The organism is Uliginosibacterium paludis (genome assembly GCF_039631355.1).
GTDB classification, from domain to species: domain Bacteria; phylum Pseudomonadota; class Gammaproteobacteria; order Burkholderiales; family Rhodocyclaceae; genus Uliginosibacterium; species Uliginosibacterium paludis.
On record NZ_JBDIVF010000008.1, the window covers coordinates 138,179 to 152,739 of the forward strand.

The following is a 14,561-nucleotide window of genomic DNA, read 5'->3' on the forward strand; positions in this document are numbered from 1 at the left end:
GGGCAGCTTATTCAGCAGCAACAGCTTCGGCCGTTTCCGGTCGGTCCAGCAGCTCGACATAAGCCATCGGAGCATTGTCGCCAACACGGAAGCCACACTTCAGGATACGCAGGTAGCCACCATTCCTGGAGGCGAAACGCGGACCGAGTTCGTTGAAAACCTTCAGCACCATTTCGCGATCGCGCAGGCGGGCAAACGCCAGACGATGATTCGCGAGAGACGGGTTCTTGCCGAGAGTGATCAGCGGCTCCACCACGCGGCGCAATTCCTTGGCCTTGGGCAGAGTGGTTTTGATGACTTCGTGACGCAGCAGTGCGTTCGAAAGATTCTGCAGCAGAGCCTTGCGGTGGGCGCTGGTGCGGTTGAGCTTGCGGAGGCCGTTACCGTGACGCATTTTCGTTATTCCCTATTGCTTGCAGCTCAGACGGTCTTCTCAAGACCAGCCGGCGGCCAGTTTTCCAGTTTCATGCCCAGCGTGAGACCACGCGAAGCGAGCACATCCTTGATTTCGTTCAGCGACTTGCGACCCAGGTTCGGGGTCTTGAGCAACTCGGTTTCAGTACGCTGAATGAGGTCGCCGATGTAGTAAATGTTTTCTGCCTTGAGGCAGTTCGCCGAGCGAACGGTCAACTCAAGATCATCCACCGGACGCATCAGGATCGGATCGATCTGAGGCGCCTTGGGCTCGGCAGCAGCCACCGGCGTGCCTTCGAGGTCGGCGAATACCGACAGTTGATCCATCAGCACGCGAGCGGCAAACCGGATGGACTCTTCAGGATCAACAGCGCCGTTGGTTTCGATATCGATCACCAGACGGTCCAGGTCGGTACGCTGCTCAACGCGAGCGCTTTCGACTTGATAGCTCACGCGACGCACCGGGCTGAACGACGCATCGAGAACAATACGACCGATGACCTTGTTGTCACCGTTCAGCGGGCGCACATTGCCAGGCACATAGCCCCGGCCCTGCTCGACCTTGATCTGCATGTCCAGCTTGCCGCCGGGAGCCAGATGCGCGATGACGTGGTCCGGATTGATGATCTCGACGTCGTGAGTGACTTCGATATCGGAAGCCTTGACCACGCCTTCACCGGATTTCGACAAGCGCAGCGTTGCTTCGGAGCGATTGTGCAGCTTGAGCACGACACCCTTCAGATTCAGCAGGATGTCGACCACGTCTTCACGCACGCCGTCGAGCGTAGAGTACTCGTGGAGTACTCCTTCGATCGACACTTCGGTCGGAGCGTACCCCGGCAGCGAAGAGAGCAGGATGCGGCGCAGCGCGTTACCCAAGGTGTGCCCGTAACCACGCTCGAAGGGCTCCATCACCACAACGGCATGAACCGGGGAGATGCTCTGCACATCGATAATGCGGGGTTTCAGGAGGCTATTACTCTGCATGTCCTATCCTTGTCACGTTTGAACTGCATGAACCCGCATTAACGCGAGTACAGTTCGACAACCAGACTCTCGTTGATGGTCGAGGGAAGCTCTGCGCGTTGCGGGTAAGCCTTGAAGGTACCCTTTGCTTCCTTGGCATCCACTTCCAGCCACTCGGGGAAACCACGACCTTCAGCAGCCTGGAGGGCAGCCTTGGTACGCAGATGCGCACGAGCACCTTCTGCCAGGGAAACGACGTCGCCAGGCTGAAGCGCATAGGACGGAATGTTCACACGCTTGCCATTGACCAGCACGCCGTTGTGACGAACCACCTGACGAGCCTCGGCGCGCGAACCACCAAAACCCATGCGGAACGCCACTGCATCGAGACGACCTTCGAGCAGCTGCAGCATGTTTTCGCCGGTTTGACCCTTGCGACGATCGGCCTCTGCGTAGATCTTGCGGAACTGACGCTCCAGAACCCCGTAGATACGGCGGATCTTTTGCTTTTCACGCAGTTGCTGACCGTAACCGGACAGACGCTGACCAGACTTCTGACCGTGTTGGCCAGGCGCATACGAACGACGTTCGATCGCGCACTTGTCGGTAAAACACTTTTCGGCCTTCAGAAACAGCTTCTCACCTTCACGGCGACACTGACGGCACTTGGGATCGAGATTGCGAGCCACGTTCTTCTACTCCTGTTAGATGCGGCGACGCTTCGGCGGACGGCAGCCGTTATGCGGCACGGGGGTAATATCGGTAATCGACGTGATCTTGAGGCCCAGCGCGTTCAAAGCACGAACGGCAGACTCACGACCCGGACCCGGACCCTTGATGCGCACTTCCAGATTCTTCACGCCACATTCCTGGGCAGCCTTGCCAGCTGCCTCGGCAGCCACCTGGGCCGCAAACGGAGTGCTCTTGCGGGAGCCTTTGAAGCCCGCACCACCCGAGGTTGCCCACGACAGTGCGTTGCCTTGACGATCGGTAATCGTCACGATGGTGTTGTTGAAGGACGCATGGATATGCGCAATACCTTCAGCAACGTTCTTTTTTACTTTTTTGCGAATTTTCGCAGCAGTCTTTGCCATGATCTACCTCAGATTACTTCTTGCCAGCCATCGTCTTGCGCGGCCCCTTGCGGGTACGGGCATTGGTGCGCGTACGTTGGCCGCGCACAGGCAGACCACGACGATGACGCACACCACGATAGCAGCCAAGGTCCATCAGACGCTTGACATTCATGGTGATCTCGCGACGCAAGTCACCTTCTACGGTGTACTTGCCCACTTCCTCGCGCAGACGATCCATCTGCTCTTCGGTGAGATCTTTCATCTTGGCGCTACGGGCAACGCCCGCAACATCACAGATTTTCTGGGCACGCGTACGGCCGATGCCATAAATGGCAGTCAGCGCAATTTCAGCGTGTTTGTGATTCGGAATATTGACACCAGCAATACGGGCCATGAACTTACCCTTTTATCGCGGAAAAGCGAAACGCATAAGTTTAAAGAAAACGGGGCTCAAAATCAACCCTGACGCTGTTTGTGACGCGGATCTTCACAGATCACACGAACCACGCCCTTGCGACGGATGATCTTGCACTTGCGGCAGATCCGCTTAACAGAAGCTTGTACTCTCATTTCTGACTCCTAATAACCGTTCCGTCTTACTTCGAGCGGAATGTGATACGTCCCTTGCTCAGGTCGTACGGCGTAAGCTGCACAGTGACCTTGTCGCCAGGGAGAATGCGGATGTAATGCATCCGCATCTTTCCTGAAATATGGCCCAGGACGATATGGCCGTTTTCCAGTTTTACCCTGAATGTTGCGTTAGGCAGAGTTTCGATGACCTCGCCTTGAAACTCGATGACATCTTCCTTCGACATAGCGCTTGCTTAACGGGGCAACGCCCCACTGCCCTTGAAATTCGCCTTCTTCAGAAGACTTTCATACTGGTGTGACATGACGTAAGCCTGAACCTGCGCCATAAAATCCATCGTCACGACCACGATGATCAGCAGTGACGTCCCGCCGAAATAGAACGGAACCTGCCACTTCAGAATCAGGAACTCGGGCAGCAGACAGACCAGCGTGACATAGGCAGCTCCAATCAGCGTCAGACGCATCAGGATCTTGTCGATGTAACGCGCAGTCTGTTCGCCAGGACGAATCCCGGGGACAAACGCTCCACTCTTCTTAAGGTTGTCCGCCGTTTCCTTCGAATTGAAAACGAGCGCCGTGTAGAAGAAGCAGAAGAAAATGATCGCACCACAGTAAAGCAGTGTGTAGATCGGTTGACCGGGCGACAAGGTTGCAGCGATATCCTTGAGCCAACGCATGCTGTCAGACGATCCGAACCATTGCGCAGCAGTGGCCGGGAAAAGAATGATCGAAGACGCGAAGATCGGAGGAATTACGCCCGACATGTTGAGCTTCAAGGGCAGATGGGAACTTTGCCCACCATAGATCTTGTTGCCAACCTGTCTCTTCGCGTAATTGACCAGAATCTTGCGCTGACCACGCTCCACATAGACAACAAACGCCGTAACCAGAACAATCAGTGCGCAAATCACCAAAGCCGACAAGGGGTGAATGGCCCCTGTCCTGACGAGCTCAAGCAGGCCACCAATCGAGCCTGGCAAGCCAGACGCGATACCCGCGAAAATCAGAATGGAAATGCCATTGCCGATCCCGCGTTCGGTAATCTGCTCCCCGAGCCACATCATGAACATCGTCCCAGTGACCAGCGTCGACACCGCCGTAATGCGGAACAGAATGCCAGGATCGAGCACCAGATTAGGCTGCTGCTCAAGCATCATCGAAATGCCGACCGACTGAAACAACGCCAGACCAACCGTGCCATACCGGGTGTATTGGGTGATCTTGCGACGCCCTGCCTCACCTTCCTTCTTCAACGCTTCAAGCTGCGGAGAAGCAATCGACATCAACTGCATGATGATCGACGCGGAAATGTACGGCATGATGCCCAGCGCGAAGATGGTGAATCGCGACAGGGCACCACCCGAAAACAGGTTGAACACCCCGAGAATGCCCGTCTTTTGCGATTCGAACAGTTTGGCAAGCTCAACAGGATCAATCCCGGGAACGGGAATATGAGCCCCGATCCGGTAGACCACCAAGGCTCCAAGAAGGAACCAGAGGCGACGCTTGAGATCCGCAAACTTGCCTGACTTACCTAACACTGGCGATTGAGTGGCCACGTAGATACCCTGTTCTGATTACTCGGCGATGGAGCCGCCAGCAGCCTCGATGGCAGCACGAGCGCCCTTGGTTGCACCAATACCGCGCAAAACAACCTTGCGGCCGATTTCACCGGACAGGATCACCTTGGCCGAGAGTGCTTCGATGGCGATGATCCCAGCCTGCTTGAGGGAAAGAAGATCAATCTCATCAATCGGCAACGCGGCGATTTCGCTCAGGCGAACCTCTGCATTGCGCGCGGCGGTCAGCGAAACAAAACCACGCTTCGGCAAGCGACGTTGCAGCGGCATTTGACCGCCTTCAAAACCGACCTTGTGGAAACCACCGGCACGCGACTTCTGACCCTTGTGACCGCGACCGCAGGTCTTGCCCAGGCCGGAGCCGATACCACGCCCCACGCGACGACGGGCCTTCTTGGAACCCTCACCGGGTTGCAGCTTGTTCAGTTCCATTTCAAGCCTCGCATTTCACAAGGTAGAAAACCTTGCTGATCATGCCGCGAACAGCCGGCGTATCTTCAAGCTCTACCGTATGGTTGATACGACGCAGACCCAGACCGCGCACAGTAGCGCGATGAGGCTGCTTGGTACCGATCAGGCTCTTGACGAGCGTGACACGAATTTTCTTGTCGGCCATGATTACCCCAGAATCTCTTCGACCGTCTTGCCGCGCTTGGCAGCAATCTCGGAAGCAGTGCTGGTGCGGAACAAACCTTGCAGCGTCGCGCGAACGACGTTGTAGGGGTTGGTCGAACCCAGGCACTTGCAGATGACGTCAGTCACGCCCATCACCTCGAACACGGCACGCATGGCGCCGCCGGCAATGATTCCCGTACCACTCGGAGCAGGCTGCATGAGCACCACGGCAGCGCCGTGCTTGCCAACAACCGCATGCTGAATGGTGCCGTTCTTGAGCGAAACCTTGGCCATCTTGGCGCGAGCTTCGTTCATGGCTTTCTGAACGGCAACGGGAACTTCACGGGACTTGCCCTTACCCATGCCGATCCCGCCATCGCCATCGCCAACCACGGTCAAAGCGGCAAAACCGAGAATCCGGCCACCCTTCACAACCTTGGTCACGCGATTGACAGCGACCATTTTTTCACGCAGGCCGTCATCACGCTCTTCTTGAGCCTGGACCTTCTTTGTCTGTTGCTTAGCCATGATTCTCTCGCTCAGAACTTCAGACCATGTTCACGCGCGGCTTCGGCCAAGGCCTTGACACGTCCGTGATACTGGTAGCCGGCACGATCGAACGCCACCGACTGGATGCCTGCCGCCACAGCGCGCTCGGCAATCAACTTGCCGACCACTGCTGCTGCGCCCACGTTTCCGCCGTTGGACACATCGCCCTTGACCGAAGCTTCCACAGTGGAAGCTGCCGCCAGCACGCGAGAGCCGCAATCGGAAATGATTTGCGCGTAGATATGGCAGTTCGAACGGAACACTGTCAGTCGAGCGACCTTTTGCTCCGCAATGCGGGCCCGAGTTTTGCGAGCCCTGCGCAAACGCGCTTCTTTCTTGTTCATATTCGTCCGCCTTACTTCTTCTTGGTTTCCTTCAGGCTAACCACTTCGTCGGCATAACGCACGCCCTTGCCCTTGTAAGGCTCCGGAGCACGGTAAGCGCGAACTTCCGCAGCCACCTGACCAACCTGTTGCTTGTCGACACCCTTGATGACGATCTCCGTCTGGGTGGGCGTTTCAACCTTCACGCCCGCCGGCATCTGATGCACGACCGGATGCGAGAAACCAAGCGTAAGGTTCAGCTTGTCGCCCTGAGCCTGAGCACGGTAGCCCACGCCAACCAGGTTGAGCTTGCGCTCAAAACCCTTGCTAACGCCGACAACCATGTTATTCAACAGCGCGCGGACAGTGCCGGACATGGCATTCGCATTCACTGCGCCTGCAATCGCCTTCACCGCAACAACACTGCCTTCACGCTCAACGGTGACCGACGGATGCAGACGCTGCTTGAGCGCTCCCAACGGTCCCTTGACGGTTACTTCACCAGCTGCGATGGCCACATCAACACCGGCCGGCAGCGAAATGGGATTCTTAGCTACGCGTGACATCGATTCCTCCTTACGCCACAACGCACAGAACTTCGCCGCCGACCTTGCTGGCGCGAGCACGGCGATCGGTCATCACGCCGCTGGGCGTAGAGACGATAGCCACACCCAGACCATTCATGACCTTGGGCAGTTCATCACAGCCGCGATAGACACGCAGGCCGGGCTTGCTTACACGCTCGATGCGCTCGATAACCGGGCGACCGGCGTAATACTTCAGCGCGATCGACAGTTCGCGGGAAGAACCCTCACCACGAACCACGAAATCATCAACGTAACCTTCGTCCTTCAACACTTGCGCGATTGCAACCTTCAGCTTGGACGACGGCATGACAACCGAAGCCTTCTGAGCCTGTTGGGCATTGCGAATACGCGTCAGCATATCGGCGACCGGATCAGACATACTCATCTCGATCTCCTTACCAGCTAGCCTTGGTCATGCCAGGGACTTCACCCTTGAAAGCCACTTCACGCAGCTTGTTACGGCACAAACCAAATTTACGGAACACACCACGGGGACGGCCCGTCAGTTCGCAACGATTGCGCAAACGACTCGGGCTGGCATTGCGCGGCAGCTTCTGAAGTTTCAGACGAGCATCCATGCGCTCCTCTTCGGAACGGGAAACGTCTTCAATCACCGCCTGCAGAGCAGCACGCTTGGCGGCGAACTTCTCCACCGTCTTGCGACGCTTTTCTTCGCGGTTGATAAGAGCCAGTTTAGCCATGTCAGCCTCAGTTCTTGAACGGGAATTTGAACGCTGCCAGAAGCGCACGCGCTTCTTCGTCCGTCTTGGCGGTCGTGGTCACACTGATGTTCATACCACGCAGCGCATCAATCTTGTCGTACTCGATCTCGGGGAAAATGATCTGCTCTTTCACGCCGAGGTTATAATTGCCGCGACCGTCAAATCCCTTGCCGACAATACCGCGGAAGTCACGAATACGAGGCATCGCAATCGTGATCAAACGATCCAGGAATTCAAACATGCGAGGACCGCGAAGGGTCACCATGCAGCCAATGGGATAACCATCACGGATCTTGAAGCCGGCAATCGACTTCTTGGCCTTGGTCACCACCGGACGCTGACCAGCAATCTTGGTCATATCGCCCACTGCGTGCTCCAGCACTTTCTTGTCGCCAACAGCCTCACCAACACCCATATTCAGAGTGATCTTGGTAATGCGCGGCACTTCCATGACGGACTTGTAACCAAAACGCTCACTCAACTGAGGAGCAACTTCGGTCTTGTAAAACTCTTGAAGACGAGCCATGACTGTTCCTTACGCGCCGAGCAGTTCGCCATTGGACTTGAAGAAGCGAACCTTCTTGCCATCCTCCAGCGTCTTGAAACCAACACGATCAGCCTTTTGCGTCGCCGAATTGAACACCGCCACGTTCGAAACATGGATCGGCATTTCTTTCTCGACGATACCGCCAACCTGCCCCTTTACGGGATTCGGCTTGGTGTGCTTCTTGACGCGATTCACACCCTCAACCACAACCCGCTCAGCATCAACACAACGCACCACAGCGCCGCGCTTGCCTTTGTCTTTGCCAGCCAGGACGATCACTTCGTCCCCTTTGCGAATCTTGTTCATCTTCGCTCCTCAGAGGACCTCAGGGGCCAGCGAAACAATTTTCATGAAGCGCTCGGTACGCAACTCGCGCGTAACCGGCCCGAAAATACGCGTACCAATGGGCTCGAGCTTGGCGTTCAGCAGCACAGCTGCATTCTTGTCAAACTTGATAAGAGAACCATCGTTACGACGAACACCCTTGGCAGTACGCACCACCACGGCATTGTATACATCACCCTTCTTGACACGCCCACGAGGAGCCGCATCCTTGATACTCACCTTGATGATGTCGCCAACGCCGGCATAGCGGCGCTTGGAACCACCCAACACCTTGATGCACATCACTGCGCGCGCACCCGTGTTGTCGGCGACGTCAAGAATCGTCTGCATTTGGATCATTTGATTTCACTCCATCCAACTTGAGCACACCATCGCACTCAGTCTTGGATCCCGTTCGGGAAAAAGGCCCCGCAAAAAGCGGGAAATCGAGCCAAGCATTCTAGCCTGGCTCGAGTTCTCGATGCAAGAACTATTTGCGGATCAATGAATCAGCCTTGGGCTTTTTCAAGAACACGCGTCACGCGCCATGCCTTGGTCTTGGAAATCGGAGCGCACTCCTCAATCTCAACCAAGTCACCTTCAGCGGCCACATCCTTGGCCACGTCTGCGTGGTACTTCTTCGATTGGACCATCACCTTGCCGTAAAGCGGGTGCTTGACACGGCGCTCCACCAGCACGGTAACCGTCTTTTCCATCTTGTCGCTGACAACACGACCACTCAGCGTGCGGCGCACGACTTGCTTTTCTTCACTCATTACGCCACCGCCTTTTCGCGCAGGATGGTACGGACGCGAGCAATATCACGACGCACACGACCCAATTGCGCCGTGTTGTTCAGTTGCTGCGTAGCGATCTGCATGCGCAGGGAGAACTGCTCCTTGAGCAGCGCAACCAACTCATCCTGAAGCTCGGCGGCGTTCTTTGAACGCAACTCATTGGCTTTCATTCTACTTACCCCACAAGCCGCGTCACGAACGCGGTCTCAATCGGAAGCTTGGCAGCAGCCAGACGGAAAGCTTCACGAGCCAGAGTCTCGTCAACGCCGTCCATCTCATACAACACCTTGCCAGGCTGGATTTCAGCAACCCAATACTCAGGATTACCCTTGCCGTTACCCATACGGACTTCAGCAGGCTTCTTCGAGATGGGTTTGTCCGGAAAAATACGGATCCAGATGCGGCCGCCGCGCTTGATGTGGCGGGTCATGGCACGACGTGCGGACTCGATCTGGCGAGCCGTCAAACGCCCCCGGCCGACAGCCTTAAGGCCATACTCGCCGAAACTCACCTTTGCGCCGCGAGTCGCAACGCCGGTGTTACGGCCCTTCTGCTCCTTGCGGTACTTCCTTCTATTCGGCTGCAGCATCGCTTGCTCCTGCGTTCTTCACTGCGCCGCCCTTGCGCGCTGCGGGACGACGACCTGCCGGCTTGGCTTCGCCATCATTGCGTGCGGGACGACGGGTCTTGCGACCTTCGTTTTCGTTAGCTTCGGGAGCAACCGGCTGTTCGCCCTTGCCCAGCATCTCACCCTTGTACACCCACACCTTGATGCCGATGATGCCGTAGGTCGTGCTTGCTTCCGAGAAGCCGTAGTCGATGTCAGCGCGCAGGGTGTGCAGAGGCACACGACCTTCGCGGTACCACTCGGTACGGGCAATCTCTGCACCGTTCAAACGACCGGAGCTCATGATCTTGATACCTTGAGCACCCAGGCGCATGGCGTTCTGCATCGCACGCTTCATGGCGCGGCGGAACATGATCCGCTTTTCAAGCTGCTGAGCAATGGAGTCAGCGATCAGCTGAGCATCGGTTTCCGGCTTCCGGATTTCTTCGATGTTCACATGAACCGGAACACCCATGATCTTCTGCAGGTCAGCCTTCAGTTGCTCGATATCCTCACCCTTCTTGCCGATCACAACACCCGGACGGGCGCTGAAAACGGTAATGCGGGCATTTTTGGCCGGACGCTCGATCAGTACGCGACCAACGGAGGCGTGCGCCAGCTTCTTCTTCAGATGCTCACGGACCTTGATGTCTTCGTGCAGCATCGTAGCGAAACTCTGGCTGTTGGCGAACCAGCGAGAGCTCCAGTTCCGGGTTACCGCAAGGCGGAATCCGGTCGGATGGATTTTCTGTCCCATATGCTCCCCTTACTCCCCGACAGACAGGTAGATGTGACAGGTCTGCTTCTCGATGCGATTACCACGCCCCTTGGCGCGTGCGGTAAAACGCTTGAGCGACATACCCTTTTCGACGTGAATGGTCTTGACCTTCAGCGCGTCGATGTCAGCACCGTCATTGTGTTCGGCGTTCGCGATTGCGGACTCCAGAACCTTCTTGACGATACCGGCACCCTTTTTCGGGCAGAAAGTCAGAATATTCAGCGCTTGATCCACCGGCTTGCCGCGAACAAGGTCCGCCACCAGGCGGCCCTTTTGTGCGGAGAGGCGGACACCGCGCAAACTAGCATTGGTTTCCATAGTTACCTTACCTCTTCGCCTTCTTGCTGGCAGCGTGACCCTTGAAGGTACGCGTCAGCGCGAATTCGCCAAGTTTGTGACCTACCATGTTTTCAGTCACAAACACCGGAATGTGTTGCTTGCCGTTATGAACAGCGATCGTCAGACCGATGAACTCCGGCAGAATCGTCGACCGACGCGACCAAGTCTTGATAGGACGCTTGTCGGTGGAATTCGCCGCAGCTTCGACCTTCTTGATCAGATGGTCGTCTACAAACGGCCCTTTTTTAATGGAACGTGACATGACTACCTCTTATCGCTTGTGACGACGCTGAACGATCATGCTGTCAGTACGCTTGTTGTTGCGCGTACGATAGCCCTTGGCCGGCTGGCCCCACGGGCTGACAGGCACGCGACCTTCACCGGTCTTGCCCTCACCACCGCCGTGCGGGTGATCGACCGGGTTCATCACAGTACCGCGAACCGTCGGACGAATACCGCGCCAACGCTGGGCACCGGCCTTACCGATCTTGCGAAGATTGTTTTCTTCGTTACCGACTTCACCAATCGTCGCACGGCACTCGACATGCACCCGACGGATTTCGCCGGAGCGAAGACGCAGCTGGGCATAGATACCTTCGCGTGCAAGCAGTTGCACGGAAGTACCTGCGGCGCGAGCGAGCTGCGCCCCCTTGCCAGGCAACATTTCCACGCAATGAATGGTGCTACCGACCGGAATATTGCGGATCGGAAGTGCGTTACCTGCCTTGATGGGCGCTTCGGAGCCGGACAGGATCTCCTGACCGACAACCAGCCCCTTCGGCGCAACGATATAACGACGCTCGCCGTCAGCGTAACAGAGCAGAGCGATATGCGCGCTGCGGTTCGGATCGTACTCAATACGCTCGACCTTGGCGACGATACCGTCCTTGTTACGCTTGAAGTCAACAACACGATAATGCTGCTTGTGACCACCGCCCTGATGACGAACAGTCACACGCCCGGTGTTGTTACGGCCTGCATTCTTGGACTGACTCTCGACCAGCCCGGCAAACGGCTTGCCCTTGTGCAGGTTCGGGCTTACGACCTTTACCAGACCACGGCGACCTGCCGAGGTGGGTTTTACCTTGACCAGCATTATGCGGCCCCTCCCTCAACGAAGTTGATCTCCTGGCCCGGCTTCAGGCACACAAATGCCTTCTTCCAGCCTTTGCGCTGACCGAGCGAACGGCCAAAACGCTTCACCTTGCCCTTGACGTTCAGGACCTGCACGGAGGCGACCTGAACCTTGAAGAGCAACTCGACAGCGGCCTTGATTTCCGGCTTGGTGGCGTCAGAAGCCACACGGAAAATCACTTGCTCATGCTTTTCAGCAACAGCAGTCGCCTTCTCGGAAATCTGCGGCGCGAGCAGCACCTGCAGGAGTCGTTCCTGGCTATAGCTCATTGCCACATCTCCTCGATCTTGGCGACAGCAGCACGCGTCACGATCACGCGCGGGTAACGCACCAGCGAAACCGGATCTGCTTCGTGGGCCTCGAGCACCAGCACATTGTGCAGGTTGCGCGACGACAGCCACAGGTTTTCATCCATCTCGTCGGTAATCACCAGCACCGACTCAGCACCAAAGCCCTTGAGCTTCTGAGCCAGCAGACGGGTCTTGGGAGCGTCAACAGTGAAGCTCTCGACCACAACCAGACGATCTTCGCGAACCAGCTGCGACAGAATCGAAGCGATACCGGCGCGAAACTGCTTGCGATTCACTTTTTGAGTGAAGTTTTCGTCAGGACGGTTCGGGAAAATCCGACCACCCCCACGCCACAGAGGCGAAGATGACATACCGGCACGGGCATTACCCGTGCCCTTTTGGCGGAAGGGCTTGTGAGTCGTATGCTTGACTTCACCACGATCCTTCTGCGCGCGATTGCCAGAACGGGCATTCGCCTGATAGGCCACAACCAGCTGGTGCACCAGCGCTTCGTTGTATTCGCGGCCAAAAACCGCATCCGAAGCCTGCACCGTTGCGGAGGCCTGGCCCTGATCATTAATCAGCTTGAGTTCCATGACGCCCCCGATCAGTTAGCCTTGACAGCAGGACGCACAATCACGTCACCACCATCATGACCCGGCACTGCGCCCTTGATGAGCAGCAGACCACGCTCGACATCCACGCGCACAACTTCCAGATTCTGGACCGTCTTGCGAACAGCGCCCAGATGACCCGCCATGCGCTTGCCCGGAAAAACACGCCCCGGATCCTGCGCCATACCGATCGAACCCGGAGCGTTATGACTCACCGAGTTACCGTGAGACGCACGCTGCGAGCTGAAGTTGTGACGCTTGATGGCGCCAGCAAAGCCCTTACCGATCGAAGTGCCGACCACGTCAACCTTCTGCCCCACGGCAAAGATCTCGACGCTGATCACATCGCCAGCCTTGTAACTGGCAATCTGCTCGGCAGAAAGACGGAATTCGCGCATGACGCTTCCAGCTTCAACCCCCGCCTTGGCCGCGTGGCCAGCGAGCGCCTTGACGACACGGCTGGCACGCCGCTCACCAAAAGCAACCTGAACAGCGGAATAACCATCCACCTCAGGGGTCTTGATCTGGGTCACGCGATTGTTCGACACGTCAAGCACAGTCACAGGAACGGACGCGCCGTCCTCTGCAAAAATGCGAGTCATGCCGACCTTGCGACCAACAAGGCCTAGACTCATGTTTTTCTCCTATGAACCGGTTTCGATTGACCGGCTCGCAATGGCACTACAAGTAAATTCTCTCGCGCCTTGTACGCGAAGCGCGAGAGTCTAACTCAGAACCTTACAGCAACGCAAGCCAGCAGTTACTGCAACTTGATCTCGACGTCAACACCTGCCGGAAGATCCAGCTTCATCAGAGCGTCAACCGTCTTGTCTGTCGGGTCGATGATGTCCATCAGGCGCAGATGGGTGCGGATTTCGAACTGGTCGCGCGAAGTCTTGTTGACGTGCGGCGAACGCAGAATGTTGAAACGCTCGATTTTGGTCGGCATGGGAACCGGGCCACGAACCACGGCACCAGTGCGCTTGGCTGTTTCAACGATTTCCTGGGCAGACTGATCGATCAGACGATAGTCAAAGGCCTTCAGGCGGATACGGATTTTCTGATTTGCCATGATGAATTCCAAAGAGCGAAAAAGAGCACAAAGAACAAACGGCGCACCCTTAACAGAGTGCGCCGCAAGAAGCGCGAAAGTTACTCGACGATCTTCGCCACCACTCCGGCGCCGACAGTACGGCCACCTTCGCGGATTGCAAAGCGCAGACCTTCTTCCATCGCGATCGGAGCGATCAGCTTGACGGTCATCTGGATGTTGTCACCCGGCATGACCATCTCGACACCTTCCGGCAGCGAGATCGCGCCAGTCACGTCCGTCGTACGGAAGTAGAACTGCGGACGGTAGTTGTTGAAGAACGGGGTGTGACGACCACCTTCGTCCTTGCTCAGCACATACACTTCGCCCGTGAAGTGGGTGTGCGGCTTGATCGAACCCGGCTTGCACAGCACCTGGCCGCGCTCCACGTCTTCGCGCTTGGTGCCACGCAGCAGCACGCCGACGTTGTCACCGGCCTGACCTTGATCCAGCAGCTTGCGGAACATTTCCACGCCGGTACAGGTCGTCTTGACGGTGTCCTTGATGCCAACGATTTCGATTTCTTCGCCAACCTTCACGACACCACGCTCGACACGACCCGTCACCACGGTACCGCGACCCGAGATCGAGAACACGTCTTCGATCGGCATCAGGAA

At 56.8% G+C, this 14,561-nt stretch carries 30 protein-coding genes; all 30 read right to left on the reverse strand.

Annotated features, from left to right (window positions below; genetic code table 11):
- Positions 1-7: 7 nt before the first annotated feature.
- The gene (gene rplQ / locus ABDB87_RS16615) at positions 8-394 is read right to left on the reverse strand and encodes a 50S ribosomal protein L17 (protein WP_345929114.1); all 387 of its coding nucleotides are present in this window, start codon (positions 392-394) and stop codon (positions 8-10) included.
- A gap of 26 nt (positions 395-420) precedes the next feature.
- On the reverse strand, positions 421-1,401 hold the full coding sequence (locus tag ABDB87_RS16620) for a DNA-directed RNA polymerase subunit alpha (RefSeq protein ID WP_345929116.1): 981 nt from the start codon (positions 1,399-1,401) through the stop codon (positions 421-423).
- A gap of 38 nt (positions 1,402-1,439) precedes the next feature.
- Entirely contained in the window at positions 1,440-2,069 is a 630-nt protein-coding gene (rpsD, locus tag ABDB87_RS16625) for a 30S ribosomal protein S4 (protein WP_345929118.1), read from the reverse strand.
- 15 nt (positions 2,070-2,084) lie between these two features.
- Entirely contained in the window at positions 2,085-2,474 is a 390-nt protein-coding gene (gene rpsK, locus ABDB87_RS16630) for a 30S ribosomal protein S11 (RefSeq protein ID WP_345929120.1), read from the reverse strand.
- A 13-nt stretch (positions 2,475-2,487) separates the two neighbouring features.
- A complete protein-coding gene (gene rpsM / locus ABDB87_RS16635) occupies positions 2,488-2,850 on the reverse strand; it encodes a 30S ribosomal protein S13 (protein ID WP_345929121.1) in 363 nt (120 codons plus the stop codon).
- Positions 2,851-2,912: 62 nt separating this feature from the next.
- A complete protein-coding gene (gene rpmJ / locus ABDB87_RS16640) occupies positions 2,913-3,026 on the reverse strand; it encodes a 50S ribosomal protein L36 (RefSeq protein ID WP_083917609.1) in 114 nt (37 codons plus the stop codon).
- A gap of 26 nt (positions 3,027-3,052) precedes the next feature.
- Positions 3,053-3,271, reverse strand: coding sequence for a translation initiation factor IF-1 (gene infA, locus ABDB87_RS16645; protein ID WP_345929125.1), 219 nt, complete (start codon positions 3,269-3,271; stop codon positions 3,053-3,055).
- 9 nt (positions 3,272-3,280) lie between these two features.
- The gene (gene secY, locus ABDB87_RS16650; protein ID WP_345929127.1) at positions 3,281-4,606 is read right to left on the reverse strand and encodes a preprotein translocase subunit SecY; all 1,326 of its coding nucleotides are present in this window, start codon (positions 4,604-4,606) and stop codon (positions 3,281-3,283) included.
- Between the two features lie 18 nt (positions 4,607-4,624).
- Positions 4,625-5,059, reverse strand: coding sequence for a 50S ribosomal protein L15 (rplO, locus tag ABDB87_RS16655; RefSeq protein WP_345929130.1), 435 nt, complete (start codon positions 5,057-5,059; stop codon positions 4,625-4,627).
- Between the two features lies 1 nt (position 5,060).
- Positions 5,061-5,243: a 50S ribosomal protein L30 gene (rpmD, locus tag ABDB87_RS16660; protein ID WP_345929132.1), complete on the reverse strand. Its 183-nt coding sequence runs from the start codon at positions 5,241-5,243 to the stop codon at positions 5,061-5,063.
- A gap of 2 nt (positions 5,244-5,245) precedes the next feature.
- Complete coding sequence (gene rpsE / locus ABDB87_RS16665) at positions 5,246-5,770, reverse strand: 30S ribosomal protein S5 (RefSeq protein ID WP_345929134.1); 525 nt, start codon at positions 5,768-5,770, stop codon at positions 5,246-5,248.
- Positions 5,771-5,781: 11 nt separating this feature from the next.
- Entirely contained in the window at positions 5,782-6,135 is a 354-nt protein-coding gene (gene rplR, locus ABDB87_RS16670) for a 50S ribosomal protein L18 (RefSeq protein ID WP_345929136.1), read from the reverse strand.
- Between the two features lie 11 nt (positions 6,136-6,146).
- Positions 6,147-6,680, reverse strand: a complete 534-nt coding sequence (rplF, locus tag ABDB87_RS16675; RefSeq protein WP_345929138.1) for a 50S ribosomal protein L6 — start codon at positions 6,678-6,680, stop codon at positions 6,147-6,149.
- Between the two features lie 10 nt (positions 6,681-6,690).
- Positions 6,691-7,086, reverse strand: coding sequence for a 30S ribosomal protein S8 (gene rpsH, locus ABDB87_RS16680; RefSeq protein ID WP_345929140.1), 396 nt, complete (start codon positions 7,084-7,086; stop codon positions 6,691-6,693).
- Positions 7,087-7,096: 10 nt separating this feature from the next.
- Positions 7,097-7,402 carry a 30S ribosomal protein S14 gene (gene rpsN, locus ABDB87_RS16685; protein WP_345929142.1) on the reverse strand — a complete coding sequence of 102 codons (306 nt, stop codon included), beginning with the start codon at positions 7,400-7,402 and terminating at the stop codon, positions 7,097-7,099.
- Between the two features lie 7 nt (positions 7,403-7,409).
- Positions 7,410-7,949, reverse strand: a complete 540-nt coding sequence (rplE, locus tag ABDB87_RS16690; protein WP_345929144.1) for a 50S ribosomal protein L5 — start codon at positions 7,947-7,949, stop codon at positions 7,410-7,412.
- Between the two features lie 9 nt (positions 7,950-7,958).
- Complete coding sequence (gene rplX, locus ABDB87_RS16695) at positions 7,959-8,276, reverse strand: 50S ribosomal protein L24 (protein WP_345929146.1); 318 nt, start codon at positions 8,274-8,276, stop codon at positions 7,959-7,961.
- Between the two features lie 9 nt (positions 8,277-8,285).
- A complete protein-coding gene (rplN, locus tag ABDB87_RS16700; RefSeq protein WP_101941762.1) occupies positions 8,286-8,654 on the reverse strand; it encodes a 50S ribosomal protein L14 in 369 nt (122 codons plus the stop codon).
- A 149-nt stretch (positions 8,655-8,803) separates the two neighbouring features.
- A complete protein-coding gene (gene rpsQ, locus ABDB87_RS16705) occupies positions 8,804-9,070 on the reverse strand; it encodes a 30S ribosomal protein S17 (protein WP_345929150.1) in 267 nt (88 codons plus the stop codon).
- On the reverse strand, positions 9,070-9,261 hold the full coding sequence (gene rpmC, locus ABDB87_RS16710) for a 50S ribosomal protein L29 (protein WP_345929152.1): 192 nt from the start codon (positions 9,259-9,261) through the stop codon (positions 9,070-9,072). The genes rpsQ and rpmC overlap by 1 nt, the downstream gene beginning before the upstream one ends.
- Before the next feature lie 5 nt (positions 9,262-9,266).
- On the reverse strand, positions 9,267-9,680 hold the full coding sequence (gene rplP / locus ABDB87_RS16715) for a 50S ribosomal protein L16 (RefSeq protein ID WP_345929154.1): 414 nt from the start codon (positions 9,678-9,680) through the stop codon (positions 9,267-9,269).
- A complete protein-coding gene (gene rpsC, locus ABDB87_RS16720) occupies positions 9,664-10,455 on the reverse strand; it encodes a 30S ribosomal protein S3 (protein WP_345929156.1) in 792 nt (263 codons plus the stop codon). Before rpsC ends, rplP begins: the two co-directional genes overlap by 17 nt.
- A gap of 9 nt (positions 10,456-10,464) precedes the next feature.
- Positions 10,465-10,794, reverse strand: a complete 330-nt coding sequence (rplV, locus tag ABDB87_RS16725) for a 50S ribosomal protein L22 (RefSeq protein WP_345929159.1) — start codon at positions 10,792-10,794, stop codon at positions 10,465-10,467.
- A gap of 7 nt (positions 10,795-10,801) precedes the next feature.
- On the reverse strand, positions 10,802-11,077 hold the full coding sequence (gene rpsS, locus ABDB87_RS16730) for a 30S ribosomal protein S19 (RefSeq protein ID WP_345929161.1): 276 nt from the start codon (positions 11,075-11,077) through the stop codon (positions 10,802-10,804).
- Positions 11,078-11,086: 9 nt separating this feature from the next.
- A complete protein-coding gene (rplB, locus tag ABDB87_RS16735; RefSeq protein WP_345929178.1) occupies positions 11,087-11,914 on the reverse strand; it encodes a 50S ribosomal protein L2 in 828 nt (275 codons plus the stop codon).
- Positions 11,911-12,219 (reverse strand): 50S ribosomal protein L23, encoded by a 309-nt coding sequence (rplW, locus tag ABDB87_RS16740; protein ID WP_345929163.1) that lies wholly within the window; start codon positions 12,217-12,219, stop codon positions 11,911-11,913. The genes rplB and rplW overlap by 4 nt, the downstream gene beginning before the upstream one ends.
- Positions 12,216-12,836 carry a 50S ribosomal protein L4 gene (rplD, locus tag ABDB87_RS16745; RefSeq protein WP_345929165.1) on the reverse strand — a complete coding sequence of 207 codons (621 nt, stop codon included), beginning with the start codon at positions 12,834-12,836 and terminating at the stop codon, positions 12,216-12,218. The genes rplW and rplD overlap by 4 nt, the downstream gene beginning before the upstream one ends.
- A gap of 11 nt (positions 12,837-12,847) precedes the next feature.
- A complete protein-coding gene (gene rplC / locus ABDB87_RS16750; RefSeq protein ID WP_345929166.1) occupies positions 12,848-13,489 on the reverse strand; it encodes a 50S ribosomal protein L3 in 642 nt (213 codons plus the stop codon).
- Between the two features lie 125 nt (positions 13,490-13,614).
- Complete coding sequence (gene rpsJ / locus ABDB87_RS16755) at positions 13,615-13,926, reverse strand: 30S ribosomal protein S10 (protein WP_305978338.1); 312 nt, start codon at positions 13,924-13,926, stop codon at positions 13,615-13,617.
- Positions 13,927-14,006: 80 nt separating this feature from the next.
- A partial coding sequence (locus ABDB87_RS16760) for an EF-Tu C-terminal domain-related protein (protein ID WP_345929167.1) occupies positions 14,007-14,561 on the reverse strand: 555 nt, incomplete at its 5' end.